Origin of the sequence: Bacillus sp. SORGH_AS_0510, assembly GCF_030818775.1 — a bacterium.
Taxonomy (GTDB): domain Bacteria; phylum Bacillota; class Bacilli; order Bacillales; family Cytobacillaceae; genus Neobacillus.
The window spans coordinates 2,634,955-2,648,986 of sequence record NZ_JAUTAU010000001.1; the positions used below are offsets into that span (position 1 = coordinate 2,634,955).

The 14,032-nt window shown below is 36.8% G+C and carries 12 protein-coding genes; 9 read left to right on the plus strand and 3 right to left on the minus strand.

Features of this window, described 5'->3' with window-relative positions; translation table 11 throughout:
* Positions 1-203: 203 nt before the first annotated feature.
* The 8 genes from trhO (at position 204) to QE429_RS13655 (ending at position 9,496) form a co-directional block, all read left to right on the plus strand.
* Positions 204-1,151 (plus strand): oxygen-dependent tRNA uridine(34) hydroxylase TrhO, encoded by a 948-nt coding sequence (gene trhO / locus QE429_RS13620; protein WP_307287626.1) that lies wholly within the window; start codon positions 204-206, stop codon positions 1,149-1,151.
* A 125-nt stretch (positions 1,152-1,276) separates the two neighbouring features.
* Positions 1,277-3,064 (plus strand): oligoendopeptidase F, encoded by a 1,788-nt coding sequence (gene pepF, locus QE429_RS13625; protein ID WP_307287628.1) that lies wholly within the window; start codon positions 1,277-1,279, stop codon positions 3,062-3,064.
* Positions 3,065-3,190: 126 nt separating this feature from the next.
* Positions 3,191-4,435, plus strand: a complete 1,245-nt coding sequence (locus tag QE429_RS13630; RefSeq protein ID WP_307287630.1) for a CapA family protein — start codon at positions 3,191-3,193, stop codon at positions 4,433-4,435.
* An 83-nt stretch (positions 4,436-4,518) separates the two neighbouring features.
* A complete protein-coding gene (locus QE429_RS13635) occupies positions 4,519-5,433 on the plus strand; it encodes a hypothetical protein (protein ID WP_307287631.1) in 915 nt (304 codons plus the stop codon).
* A gap of 26 nt (positions 5,434-5,459) precedes the next feature.
* Entirely contained in the window at positions 5,460-6,122 is a 663-nt protein-coding gene (locus QE429_RS13640; RefSeq protein WP_307287632.1) for a DUF4129 domain-containing protein, read from the plus strand.
* Positions 6,119-7,261: a DUF4350 domain-containing protein gene (locus QE429_RS13645; RefSeq protein WP_307287634.1), complete on the plus strand. Its 1,143-nt coding sequence runs from the start codon at positions 6,119-6,121 to the stop codon at positions 7,259-7,261. The genes QE429_RS13640 and QE429_RS13645 overlap by 4 nt, the downstream gene beginning before the upstream one ends.
* On the plus strand, positions 7,258-8,187 hold the full coding sequence (locus QE429_RS13650) for an AAA family ATPase (RefSeq protein WP_307287635.1): 930 nt from the start codon (positions 7,258-7,260) through the stop codon (positions 8,185-8,187). Before QE429_RS13645 ends, QE429_RS13650 begins: the two co-directional genes overlap by 4 nt.
* 88 nt (positions 8,188-8,275) lie before the next feature.
* Complete coding sequence (locus QE429_RS13655) at positions 8,276-9,496, plus strand: DUF58 domain-containing protein (protein ID WP_307287637.1); 1,221 nt, start codon at positions 8,276-8,278, stop codon at positions 9,494-9,496.
* On the opposite strand, the gene QE429_RS13660 is transcribed toward QE429_RS13655, so the two are convergent.
* A complete protein-coding gene (locus QE429_RS13660; RefSeq protein ID WP_307287639.1) occupies positions 9,474-10,454 on the minus strand; it encodes a stage II sporulation protein M in 981 nt (326 codons plus the stop codon). The genes QE429_RS13655 and QE429_RS13660 overlap by 23 nt on opposite strands.
* Positions 10,455-10,585: 131 nt before the next feature.
* Between QE429_RS13660 and QE429_RS13665 the strand changes: the two genes are divergently transcribed.
* Complete coding sequence (locus QE429_RS13665; protein WP_307287641.1) at positions 10,586-11,389, plus strand: RDD family protein; 804 nt, start codon at positions 10,586-10,588, stop codon at positions 11,387-11,389.
* A gap of 52 nt (positions 11,390-11,441) precedes the next feature.
* On the opposite strand, the gene QE429_RS13670 is transcribed toward QE429_RS13665, so the two are convergent.
* Positions 11,442-13,046: an MDR family MFS transporter gene (locus tag QE429_RS13670; protein WP_307287643.1), complete on the minus strand. Its 1,605-nt coding sequence runs from the start codon at positions 13,044-13,046 to the stop codon at positions 11,442-11,444.
* A gap of 123 nt (positions 13,047-13,169) precedes the next feature.
* The gene (locus QE429_RS13675; protein WP_307287644.1) at positions 13,170-14,024 is read right to left on the minus strand and encodes a TetR/AcrR family transcriptional regulator; all 855 of its coding nucleotides are present in this window, start codon (positions 14,022-14,024) and stop codon (positions 13,170-13,172) included.
* Positions 14,025-14,032: the final 8 nt, after the last annotated feature.

Sequence of the window (14,032 nt, forward strand, 5' to 3'; positions counted from 1 at the left end):
CTCCTCAGTTTTTCTTCCAAGAAAATTGTATCAGAAAAATGACAGTCAAACTGTTGGTAATATCCACCTTTCACACTGAAGGACCATTACTGGGGATAAAAAATTTGAAAATCACTTTGATTTTTTGATATAGTAATAAGGTTAATGTTATCTATACGTATTTTGAGATACGTTTATTTATAAGAAAGTGCAAGGTGGTAAACATGAGTCAGGAATATAGAGTGTTATTATATTATAAATATGTTCAAATAGAGAATGCTGAAGAAACGGCGAATGAACATCGTCAATTCTGTAATGATTTAGGCTTAAAAGGCCGGATTATTATTGCTGCAGAAGGAATAAACGGAACGGTTTCAGGAACGATTGAACAGACCGATGCCTATATGCAATACATGGAGGCGCACCCTCTGTTCTCTGGGACAATTTTCAAAATTGACGAAGCATCGGAACATGCATTCAAAAAGATGAAAGTCCGTTATAGATCTGAATTAGTAACATTACGTTTAGAGGATGATATCAATCCCAATGTACTAACTGGCAAGCATTTGAAGCCAAAGGAATTTTTTGAACAAATGCAAAAAGAAGATACAGTGGTTATCGATGCCAGAAATGACTACGAATATGATCTAGGGCATTTCCGTGGTGCGGTAAGACCAGATATCTTAAACTTCCGTGATTTACCACAATGGATTCGAGAGAATAAGGATCTGTTTGAAGGAAAAAAAATCCTTACTTATTGTACTGGCGGGATTCGTTGTGAAAAATTCTCAGGATGGATGCTACAAGAAGGATTTGAAGACGTGTCACAGCTTGATGGCGGGATCGTAACTTATGGTAAAGACCCTGAGGTACAAGGTGACCTATGGGATGGACAACTATATGTGTTTGATGAGCGGATTAGTGTCCCAGTTAATCAAAAAGAACATGTAGTGGTAGGGAAAGATTACTACACTGGAGAGCCGTGTGAACGCTATGTTAACTGTGCAAATCCAGAGTGTAACAGAAAGATTTTATGTTCTGAAGAAAACGAGCACAAACATTTACGTAGCTGTTCACATGAATGCAGAGTGCACCCAAGGAACCGTTATGTTGCTCAGCATGGATTAAGCGAAGAAGAAGTAAATGAAAGATTAATGGCACTTAAGTCGTAAATAAATTTTGGAAGCAGGTCAAATATTTGGCCTGCTTTTTGTTTTCGAAAAGTTCAGCAAAAAATGGGATAATTAGATAGATATGGTATATAATTGTGAAAATGATTTTCGAGGGGGAGTTTTAGTTGCCAACTTATACAAACCGCAACGAAGTACCTGTATATGAAAAATGGAATTTAGCCGATATTTATACAAGTATAAGTAAATGGGAAGATGATTATCAATTAATTGAAAAACTAGCGGTACAATTAAAAGGATACGACGAAAAGATTCAAAATGGCTCCAGTTTGTATCAGTATCTTCAGCAAAGAGAAGTCTTATCGTTTCATTTAAATAAGGTATATGCCTATGCCATGTTATTAGTGGATGAAAACACTAGAGAAACACATGCCCAATCTCTATTAGAGCGTGCAAAACAGCTAAGTGTTAAGGTTAGTTCCTCCACCTCTTTCTTTATGCCTTATTTGTTAAGTTTAGATGAGCCAACTTTAAAAAGGTTCATCGATGAAGAAGAGAAACTCGATTATTTTGCTGAGGATTTATGGGAGTCCTTTCGCTATAAAAAACATGTCCTTAGTAAGGAGAAGGAAGAACTCATATCGCAATTAGGTGAAGCCTTGTCTGTTCCTAGTCATACTTTCGGCATGATTAACAACGCTGATATTAAGTTTGGTGAAGTGACAAATGACCAAGGGGAAGGGGTGGAGTTAACCAGAGGGATGTATGCGAAGCTGATAGAGGATGAAAATCGTGACAAACGTAAAGAAGCTTATAAAGCCTATTACAGGCCCTACTTGCAATTAAGAAACTCTATTGCTTCCACGTTATCTGGAGCCATTAAAAATAATGTTACTTTAGCTAAAATTCGTCAGTATCCATCTGCACTTGAAAAAGCCCTTTTTGGAGACAAAGTTCCGAGGGAAGTATATGAGAATCTAATTCAAACGACGAAAAAGAATATTGCTCCACTTCATCGATATACTTGCATTCGAAAGGATAAGTTGAAGTTACAGGAAATTCGGCAATATGATATGAGTGTGCCCCTCGTAAGTGGTGTAAAGCAAGAGATTTCATACGAGGAAGCTTATGAAACCATGTGTAAAGCACTGGCTCCATTGGGGCAGGAATACATCGAAATTCTTAAGGAGTTTAAGGATCATTGTTATATTGATGTAAGGGAAACTCCAGGTAAACGTTCAGGAGCTTACAATTTAGGAGTTTATGGGGTGCATCCGTTCATTCTTTTAAATCATCAGGATGATTTGGACAGTTTATTTACCTTAGTTCATGAATGTGGTCACGGTGTACACAGCAGACTAAGTTCCGAGCATCAGCCCCAAATAACAGCTAGGTATAGTATTTTTGTTGCTGAGGTTGCATCAACAGTTAATGAAGTACTTTTAATCAATTATTTACTAAATCAAGAGAAGGATAATGACGTTCGCAACCATTTGCTCAATCATTTTATCGATCAATTCAAGGGTACTTTTTTTACTCAAGTGATGTTTGCGGAATTTGAATTAATAACTCATGAGCTGTCAGAAAAAGGGATTCCATTAAATGTAGAAGTATTTAATCAAACCTACGAAAAATTGTTTAGAGAATACAATGGTGACGAAATAGTCTTTGATGACGAAGTGAAATTTGGCTGGTCTAGAATTCCGCATTTTTATCGACCGTTTTATGTTTACAAATATGCAACCGGGTTCGCATCTGCCATTCATTTGGCAACGAAGATTCTTGAAGGTGATCAAGATACACTCCATGCCTATTTAGAATTCTTAAAGAGTGGTAGTTCCGATTATCCATTAGAGTTATTAAAGAAGACAGGTGTTGATTTAACGACACCTAATCCAATTGAAAATACACTAAAGAAATTCGAAGAGTTAGTGGAGGAGTTTTCCAAACTCTAGGAACTCACTAAAAAAACCGGAATTTATCCTAATGGATGGGTTCACGGTTTTTTTTTAATAGTGTATTGTAAGAATTTGTTATAGAATTAAGAATGTTAGAAAAAATAAAAGGGGTTAATTGCATTTATGGACAAAAAAACAGATAGAAAAGTGCCACAAAGCAGATTTCAGCGGCATCGGATGCCAAGGACAAGAAGCAGCCGCAACATTCTTACACTGATTGTATTAATTCTACTTATAGCGGGAGGCATATATTTAACCTTCGGGTTAAAATCAGAAAAAGCCTCAACTAAAGCAGAAAAAAATGATGGATTACATAAGGAGCAGGTCATAAAAACTACAACAAAACAAGAAACCAAACAGGATGTTAGGAAGGGAGAAACACAAACTACCGTTCCGGAACCTGTTACAGAAACAAGCATAAAAATTAGCGCAGCCGGTGATTTTACGCTTGGAACGGATGAAACCTTTAAGTACAGCGATTCCTTTGTTAAAACAGCTACAGCTAACGGCCTTCCCTATTTTGTCAAAGGATTAAATGATATTTTTAAGAACGATGATTTCACGACTGTTAACTTGGAAACAACCTTAACAAATGCTACCCAAAAGGCACAAAAGACCTTCCGATTTAAAGGAGATCCAACCTACGCTCAAATTTTAAAGCTCGGGGGTATTGAGGCTGTCAACCTCGCAAACAATCATATCCATGATTATCTAGAGAAAGGGTATGCTGATACTATAAGTACACTGGAAAATCAACAAATTGGATATTTTGGCTATGACCATCAGTTTATCACCACAGTGAAAGGTGTGAAAATTGGTGCCTTAGGGTATGAAGGATGGAATGATACAGCTGAAGTCCGTAATCGAACAGCTCAGGATATTAAAAATCTTAGAAGTCAAGGGGCACAGATTATTCTTGTCCATTATCACTGGGGCAATGAGGGGCATTACGTACCAGAAGGTTCTCAAAAAACATTAGCTCATTTTACAATTGATAGTGGAGCCGATTTAGTATTGGGGCATCACCCACATGTTGTCCAAGGGATAGAAGAATACAAAGGGAAGTTTATTGTCTATAGTCTTGGTAATTTCATGTTTGGAGGGAATAGAAATCCAAGAGATAAAGATACATTTGTTTTCCAACAAACATTTCATTTGAAAAATGGAGTACTAACTGATCAAAAGGAAATTAACGTCGTGCCGTTTTCCATTTCATCAGTTTCTTCAAGGAATAACTATCAGCCTACGCTCTTAACAGGGGCAGAGCATGACCGAGTTAAGAACAAAATCATCGATGCTTCAAATAAAATTAATGGTTCAGATTGGTTAGTCTACGAGAATAAAGACCAGGTGGCAAAAAATAAATAAAAAAGACTTATAGTTTATTAGAATAATGTTAAAATAGAACGGTAAATAAATCCATATTTACCAATTAAAAAAGGAGGTTATACATGGATACGAAGTTTAGTAAGCCAAAAGGATTTGGTGAAATTCTTGACCATACTTTCATCTTAAGTAAAAGTCATTTTAAAGATTTTTTCCGTATTTTATTATTCCTGATGGGCCCTGTATATTTGCTGCAAGCTATTATTCAGCTCGTTTCCGGTACCAGTTTTTTTAGAGAGGTTGGAACGGGTAATGTATGGTATGAACAAATGCTTTCTAGTTTTGAAGAATCAGGTACATTTGACTCTAGTAGCCTAGGGGCAGACATCGGAGTGGTATTAGTAGGCCTCTTTAGTCTCATCTTAGGTCCTGTTGCTGAAGCAGCGATCCTACTAGCTATCGACCATGTACGTAGAAAGGAAGAATATACTGTTGGTTCAGTCATTAAACAAGCCTTTTCAAGATTTTGGCCAATGATAGGAAGCAGTTTTTTATTTGGTTTAATCGTGTTTGCGATTATTTTAATACCTATATTATTAATTACTTTAACAGTGGTTTTTGGCATTGATAATCATCCGGTATTGGCTATCCTAGGAGCCATCCTATTATTCTTGGGATTTGCAGTTGTTGTAGGCCTTTTACTGACACGATGGAGTTTTTATTTTGGTTCAGTAGTTTTAGATAAAAAATCACCTGGTATGGGAAGAAGCTGGAGACTTACTAGAAAGAGGACATGGGTATTAGTGGGACTATACCTTGTATTTTATTTAATTATTTCAAGTATAAGTTTCGCTGTTCAAATGACGTTTGGAATCTTTTTAGGTAACAGTGTTCTTTTGTCTATTATTTCAAACATAGCTACCTTATTTACAACAATGATTTTTTCAGTTGGTTATGGTGTTATGTATTTAGATTTGAAGCTTAGAAATGATGCGGATGATTTAAGAGACATGATAGATAATTATGACCTGGTAAAGTAAATACTTAAGTAAGCTAGGTGATGAAAATGCTTGATCCAAGCAAAGCACGACATACACTGGAAGAAATACTAAATCATAAAGAATATAAAGTCTACGAAAACGGTTCTAAAGGGTTTCTTGAAACATGGTGGGAAAAAGCAAAGGAATGGGTTGCAAACCAATTGTCTAAGCTTTTTCCTTCCATGGAATCAGCTAGCAACGCCTCAGGGCCAGTTCTTATTGCTATAATCACTTTGGTAGTCTTATTTTTTTTCATTTTTGCTTTTCTTATGGTACGAACCAGCAGACGTAGCCGACTGTTTAGGGGAAAAAAGCCGTTACAATCACGAAAGGAAATGAATTGGACGTATCCAAAACATTTATTAGAGGCAAAAAAACTGGAAGAAGCTGGAGAATATTCGCTAGCAACCCGTCATGTATTTTTAGCCTTACTTTTATTTCTTCATGAAAAAGAATGGCTAGAGGCAAGGATATGGAAAACAAATTGGGAGTATTATGAAGAACTCCGTAGAGTTCATCAACAACGAGCGGAACAATTTTTTCATCTTGCGGCTTTTTTTGATGAGGTTAGCTATGGAGAGAGACATGTGAATAGCGAGGAATATAAAAAGTTTTCGATAGAAGTGAACCAATGGCTGGCAGACCAGGAAGTTATTCACCTTGGTGAGAGGGGGGTAGAGATCACTTGAAAAAACTTCAATCTTCAACTCGTTCATGGATTTGGCTACTTGTTTTACTCTTCGTATTTATTCTCATAAGTTTTTTCATCTATTCGCAAAAGCCGAAGAGCTATCCAAGTTATGTTACTGACTCTCCTGCCCCTTCTGGAGTTAAAGCATTTTATACATATATGAAACATGAATTGGATGGGAAAGTGTGGTCCTATTCTCCTGACATACTTACAAAAGAAGACCAAAATCAACTCCTTGTCATTGTGGAACCTTTTTTTACTCCTGATCAAAAGGAAACGCAAGCTTTTATTGATTTTATGAAGGCTGGTAATACCATATTGCTATTAAAAAACAATCCTATGGGAATGTTTGATTTAAAAACAGGTCCATATGAAGACTCCCCTGCCACCGATAAGGATGTTATGGAAGTTAAGGACCAAAATCAAGTCTCCTATAGGGCTGAGATTAACTCTGCTATCCGTTTTATTCCCACAGATAATGATCAAATATTATTGAAGGATGCCGCTGGTACTGTAGCCATAAAACGAAATTATGGGAAAGGACAGCTTATAGTGGCTATTTCTCCTGATTGGATCACAAACGACAAGCTTTTAGTCCATGATCATTTGCCACTAATTTTAAAACTCGTAAATGAAGCTAAACCAGAAAGCATTATAATTGATGAATTTCTTCATACGGGGAAGAGTAATTTTGCTCAGTTCATGGTATACCCGAAGTGGTTTTTACTGCTTCTTTTCCAGGGGCTTCTTTTAATCCTTTTATGGCTTTGGTATAAAGGGAAACGATTTGGACCATTATTTAGCCCGAGAGAAGAATCGATTCGTTTTAGTGACGAAGGAATCCTGGCGTTAACAGCTTGGTATATCCGTGGAAAAAGATACCAAGATTCTATTAAAATTCAGGCGGACTACGTGAAACAAATGCTACAGGAACATTGGCACATTCCTTATAGTAAGGAATGGAAGGATTCCATGGGTGTCTTGGAGAAGAAATGGAAGCAAATGAGCAGGAGTGAGATTCATTCTTTCTTAAATGGTTTAGAGAGTTTACTTGTAAAAGAAAAGATTAGTAAGCAGGAATACTTGCTATGGTCTAGAAAGCTTGAGCGATTAAGGAAAGAGGTGGATGAAGGATGAAAACAGAATTAACTTCCTTCTTAGAAAAATATGAGGATCGTATATTAGGACAAAGCCTAAATCTTAGGCTCTTATTATCAGCAGTTTTAGCTGGAGGACATGTCTTGCTTGAGGGTGTTCCGGGTACCGGAAAAACGCAAATGGTGAGAACACTGGCTACCCTTCTTGGAGGAGACTTTAGTCGGATCCAATTTACGCCTGATCTATTACCAAGCGATATTACTGGAAGCACCATATACAATATGAAGGAGAGTTCCTTTCAAACACTAAAGGGGCCTATTTTCACAAACATACTCCTAGCAGATGAAATTAATCGGACTCCAGCTAAGACACAAGCTGCTCTTTTAGAGGCGATGGAGGAAAAACAGGTTACAATCCAAGGAGAGACCTACCTGCTTCCAGACGTATTTTTTGTTGTAGCGACACAAAACCCAATAGAATTTGAAGGTACATATCCACTTCCTGAAGCACAGCAAGACCGATTCCTTTTTAAATTGCAAATAAATTTCCCTTCATTCGAGGAGGAAAAGAAGGTATTGCTACAAGTAATTGAAAACCAGTTTATGCAGCAAAATGCGACTTCCATCCTAGATTTAAATTCGTTTTTAACAATTAGACAGGAAATTGAACGTGTCAAACTGGGAGAAGGTGTTTTGGATTATATTATGCAGATTGTTCGGAGATCGCGTGAATCAGAAGCAATCCGCTTTGGAGCAAGTACTAGAGCGGGAATCTCCATCGGGAAAGCAGCACAAGCATGGGCATACATCCATGGTCGTAATTATGTAACCCCGGATGATATTAAAATGGTTGCTAAACCAGCTTTAAGACACCGAATTCAGTTATCTCCTCATGTGGAATTGGAGGGAGCAACCGTTGACCAAATCATTGAAGAGCTTGTGGGGTCGGTTTCTGTTCCTAGATAGAGGGATTCTGCCTACAAAACGATTAATGTTAGTTTTCTTGACTCTATCAATTCTTTTTGTAATTGGAACAATATGGGGAGTATCGTGGATGTATCTCGTTTTAATCGATGTTGTATTATTTTTAGCAAGTTTGGTGGATTTGCTTTTATCTCCGAAAAATAATCAAATTAGCATCAAACGATCCATTCCTAGTGAAATGGAAAGAGGTTTAAACTGTCATGTAGACGTGGGAGTAACCAATCTATCAAACCGCTTATTATCTTATCGAATGATTGATGGATTGCCACAGTCTTTTTCCACGTCTTTTCCAATCTTTGGTGACATTCCAAGCAATACGACAGTAAAGATAACATATGAAACAATTCCTAAAATCAGAGGGAAATACGACATCACTAAACTTTATTTCCGCTATACAAGCTTTCTAGGATTATGGGAAAAACAAGTTACGCTAGTGATTGAAGATTCCGTAAAAGTGATTCCTGATTTAACGGAGACAAAGCAATATTTAGCCAATGCTCAAAGGTATTTGGTAAATGAAGGCTTACATATACGAAAACATAGAAGTGGTGTGGGGGACTTTTCGAAAATTAGAAATTATGTAGTTGGTGATGACCCTCGAAAAATTAATTGGCGTCAAACTGCGAAACTTCAAGAAGTCATGACCAATGAGTATGAACCTGAGCATGGTAAATACATTACTATTTTAATTGATTGTGGACGCATGATGGGTGCAGAACTAAAGAAAGGGAATCGACTGGAAAAATCATTAGAAGCAGCAATAACAGTTATAGCTGCAGCCTTACAAAAAGGGGATTATGTTTCTGTTTTAGCTTTTTCAAAGGAAATAAAGGTATTTGTTCCTCCTGCTAAGGGAATGGCTCATTTACAGGCCATTCTAAAGGCCATTTATGATGTGAAAGTCGATGCGTCTGAATCGAACTACGGCGCAGTCCTTCAGTACTTAGAGTCTGTACAAAAGAAAAGGAGTCTCCTTCTTCTTTTTAGTGATGTTCGAACCTTTCTTCATGAAGAGGGAGCTCTCACGTACTTAAAGCGTCTTAGACAACGCCACTTGTTTTTGATGATTGGTATTGAGGATGAAACTCTTTTAAAAAGAAGGAGTGAGGAACCAAGTGATGTTAGGTCTGCAATGGTAAAGAGTATCGCACAGCAGCAGTTACTTTTTAAAAAACGTGAGAAAATCAAGTGGGAAAAACAGGGCCTGCAAATGATTGAGGCCCCTGAAGAAAAATTAGCGATTACAGCTGTATCTCATTATATTGATATTATGAATCAAAACCTTTTGTAGGCTGATTTTTGACATGCAATAGATTACCAATAAGAACATAAAGAAGTAAGCCGATTACTGTTAAGAAAGCTACGATATACTTTGCTTCTAATGAAATAGCTGCAGGCGTGATAAAACCTTCGATGATTCCTGCAATCACAAATAAAGGAATTGTCCCTAACAGTAGTTGAACGGAACGTTTCGCTTGTTGCTTAAGTTGAAAGGCTCTAGAAAAATGTCCTGGAACAAAGAGCTTATAGCCCATTAACAGTCCTGCCCCACCAGCAATAAATATGGCTGTAAGCTCGATCATTCCATGTGGGACAATGTAAGCCCAAAAATCATAAGATTTATTGTGATGCCAAAACAGGGCAGCTAGCGATCCGATGATAATACCATTATAGACAAGTAAATAAACAGTCAACAGTCCAAATGTGATTCCCCCTGCGAAAGCTAAAATGGCTACCTTAATATTATTCGTCATAATACTTGCTGACATAAGCGAGGAATCGACCGCACTATGTCCCTTTCCAAGCTGTTCTGGATCAACTCCTTGGGCAATTTCAGGAGGAAGAATCGAATAAATATGTAATGGATCATTGATAACTGATAGAAAACTACCAATGGCGCCTATCATAAACAGAATCATAGCAGCAAGAACAAACTTCCATTGTTCTACTAATAGACCAATAAACTTGGTGCCGAAAAAATATCGAATTTGCTTAAAGCTCGATACTTGGTCCTTATACATAAGATTATGAGATTTTGCTACGAGTCCATTTAGGTAAAAGGTTACTTCATCATTTGGAAAGTATGTTTGGCTATAGGAAAGATTTTGGGCTGCTTTTTGGTGTAGTCTATAAAATTGGGTAATCATATCACCCGTTATTCTGTTTCTGCTTTTATTGATCGTGGTGACCAATTGCTCAAGCTGATTCCATTCCTCACGATGCTTTTTAACAAACTGCTTAACATTCATAATTTTGACACCTTCTTGGTTTGGCTTTAAAAAATAGTTATATTATTCTTTCTTATTCTCCTAATTATAGTAATTTTGTTAGTAAATTGAAACAGATATTAAGAAATTCTACACTGAGATGAGGGACTCCGTTGAATCAAGATCATTTAGATATAAAAACACCCGAATACGTATCACTTCAGTTTCAGCTTGCTGGGTTAGGAAGCAGGGCAGCCGCCTTTATTATTGATCAATTGTTATTAATGATTGGTAATGCCATTATTTTAGTTATTCTCTTTTTGGTCATGAGAGGATTAGATTCCACGCCGCTTTTTATGCTTGAGAATACACTTCCTATTGCGATTGCGATCCTACTTTTGTTTATCCTCAATTGGGGCTATTTTTTTGCTTTTGAATTTTTTTCTGGTGGAAGAACGATTGGTAAGAAAATTGTAGGAATACGAGTGATTCAAGATAATGGCCACAGTATTACCTTGCTCTCAAGCTTTATTCGTAACCTCATGCGGATAGTTGACTCATTGCCTGCCAGTTATTTTCTAGGGATTATCATGATCTTTTTTCATCCCGCTCATAAAAGACTTGGAGATCTTGTAGCTGGAACCATGGTTGTTCATGAGAGGAAATCAAAACGAAATAAAAAGCTTTCAGCCATTGAGAGAGAAATACGAGCCAGAGGTATAACAGTAAATGATCTCTTCATGGATGATTGGACATTGAAATCTCTAGGGATGAAGGAATGGAAACTAGTCAAAACATATGCCCAACGTTTCCCGCAATTATCATTAGAGGATAGACGTGAGTTTACCAAAAAGATAGTAGAAATTTTATCAGGTAAAATCAAATTTGAAACCGAAGAGAAATCTGAGGAGGAATTAGAGAATATAATTCTCTCACTTTATCTTATCCTTAAAGAGGAGTGGGAATTTGAAATGTAAAGAAAAAGAAAACCTCAGCAAGATTGCTGAAGTTTTCTTTTTCTTTTTTTATTTAAGATTCAGTTGCTCCATTGCCTTGAAATCCTGCTTGCTTTTCCTTTTCACTTAACAATTCTTTATCTTTTTTTATCCGACCCTTACCTACAGATAATGCAACGAGTATACCAAGGGCAATAAAAATGAGACCTGTTAAGAATACAGTGGTAAAGGATTCTGACCATGCAGTTTCAATTCCATGAATAACAATTTTTTGAATATCACTTGGTAATTGTAAAAGACTTGGATTAATTAGTAATCCGAACAGTACATCTGTTTTTTCAGAAAGCTTATTTAAAGCAGCCTGTGCGATTGGATTATTGGCGTGTTCGGCTGATTCAACCATCTTTGTTCCTAGTGAATGGTTCATGACAGAATTCAAGATGGTAATACCAATTGTACCACCTATAGAACGGAAGAAGGTGGAGGCTGAGGTAACCGTTCCAAGCTGTGACTTAGGAAATTCATTCTGAATAGCAATCATTAATGTTGGCATAACGAGACCCATACCTAAGCCTAAAACTACCATATACGCATAGGCTGTGAACTCGCTTGAATTAAGTCCCATTGTACTCATTAGAAAGAAGCCTGCAGAAGCTAGTAACATACCTGCTGTTAGTACTGTACGGAACGTGAATCTTAGCAACAATTGTCCACCGACAATACTTGCAGCAATCATTGCAATCATCATAGGTGTCATAGTGGAACCTGCTTGTGTTGGAGAAACGCCTAAAATCCCCTGCATAAACATTGGGACGAACATGATAGCGCCAAACATACCTAGACCTAACAAGAATCCAAGACCATTCATTGTGGCGAAAATCCGATTTTTAAATAAAGATAGGTCAAGAATTGGTTCCTCTGCCTTATTCTCAATGAAGCCGAAGAGAATAAACAGGACAAGGCTTCCACCAAAGATTAAGTAGGATTTCGTAGAGATCCATTCAAATTTATCACCGCCAAAGGTAAGACCAAGCAGTAATAAAACGATAGCAGGTATTAAGGTAATGATACCTAAGTAATCAATACTTACTTTATCTTTCTTATCAACCATTTCATGCTTTAGACCAGCAAAAATGAATAAAGCTGACATTAATCCAAACGGAACATTGATAAGAAAAATCCAGTGCCAGCTGATATGGTCGACAATTAGTCCCCCTAGAAATGGTCCAATAACAGAACTTAATCCAAAAAGGCCACCAAAGATCCCTTGCCATTTAGCACGTTGTTCCGCTGTGAAAATATCACCAATAATGGTTTGTGAAAGAGGCATAATCATCCCGCCGCCAATACCTTGAAGTCCTCTATAAAGGACTAATTGTTCCATAGATGTGGCTGTCGCACATAAACCAGAACCAATAATGAAGATAATAGTACCTAATAAATAGAGGAAACGTCTGCCATAAAGATCTGATAATTTACCGACAACAGGGACAATGGTTGTCGAAGTAATCATGTAAGCTGTGGTAACCCAGGCAAAGATTTTAAATCCATTTAGTTCTGCAATAATTGTAGGCATAGCCGTCCCTACGATCGTTTGTTCGAGTGCACTAAAGAACATACCAATTATAAGACCCGTTAAGACTAACCGAGTATTAATCGTTTTTTGTTGTATTTCCATCAAATTTCTCCATTCTAGCTATATTTTTTTATTCGAAAAAAGACTGACCTCTCAGTCAGAAATTATAACTGCGAATGTCTGATCGGTCAATAACATATATTTTTATGGTTTTGTCCCACCTGATTAAAGGTTGTAAAACGAGGAGATTACTTTCACATAAACTTTAAATTCTTCTGTATCATTAAAGTTTGATAGCATACCTTTTATTACTGGTTTTCTTGGATTCTCTTTCTTCATCTCCTCTTCCAATACATCAAGTGAGATTTCTAGTGACTCCTTATTTTCCACTTCATTTAATTCATTTCTCATTTTTTGTACGATTTCACTTATATCTGTACTTCCAAAGAGATCCATGGACTTTTGCATTACCTTTTCTAATTTTTCCTCTGATATAAATGGTTTTTCGTAAGTAATGTCCTTTACAATGCTATCCATTCGTCGCATTAAGAATTGTGTAAGACCTTCTATTTCTATTTCCGCAGGTTCAAAAATAACTAACCTCATATACGAATGGAACAATCCCTCTAATATCATGGTAAGATCCGTTGAATATGGTTCAATATTTTTCCCATAGACCTTTACTAATCCATTTCGATAAAGATGATGTGTCTCGAAATGTTTTTTAAATAACAGCTTTTTAATTTCATCATTTCTTGGGATAGCTTGTTCTTTTGAAAGCATGATAAAAAATTCCTTATGCCCCATGAAAGTACCTAAAATGGAGGATAGCTGATTGCAAAACTTTTCCCGTGGTGACAAATCAGAGTGTTCGAATTTCAGAATGTTAGAATGGACTGTCTCAAAAATATATTCTAGGATGGCCAATAATAACTCATCCTTTGACTTAAAGTGTAGATAAAAGGCTCCTTTAGAAATGCCGCTATCTGTTGATATCTCCTGAATCGATGTAGAGGAGTATCCTTTGGAAGCAAAAAGTTTCATTCCCGATTCAATGATTATTTTTTCTTTTTCGCTCACTATAAACC

Excerpts from the sequence above, each read along its gene's own strand:
- QE429_RS13635 (WP_307287631.1), top strand. The coding sequence starts at position 4,519 with ATGGATACGAAGTTTAGTAAGCCAAAAGGATTTGGTGAAATTCTTGAC.
- QE429_RS13670 (WP_307287643.1), bottom strand. The coding sequence starts at position 13,046 with ATGGAAATACAACAAAAAACGATTAATACTCGGTTAGTCTTAACGGGT.
- QE429_RS13640 (WP_307287632.1), top strand. The coding sequence starts at position 5,460 with ATGCTTGATCCAAGCAAAGCACGACATACACTGGAAGAAATACTAAAT.
- QE429_RS13660 (WP_307287639.1), bottom strand. The coding sequence starts at position 10,454 with ATGAATGTTAAGCAGTTTGTTAAAAAGCATCGTGAGGAATGGAATCAG.
- QE429_RS13655 (WP_307287637.1), top strand. The coding sequence starts at position 8,276 with ATGTATCTCGTTTTAATCGATGTTGTATTATTTTTAGCAAGTTTGGTG.
- QE429_RS13650 (WP_307287635.1), top strand. The coding sequence starts at position 7,258 with ATGAAAACAGAATTAACTTCCTTCTTAGAAAAATATGAGGATCGTATA.
- trhO (WP_307287626.1), top strand. The coding sequence starts at position 204 with ATGAGTCAGGAATATAGAGTGTTATTATATTATAAATATGTTCAAATA.
- QE429_RS13630 (WP_307287630.1), top strand. The coding sequence starts at position 3,191 with ATGGACAAAAAAACAGATAGAAAAGTGCCACAAAGCAGATTTCAGCGG.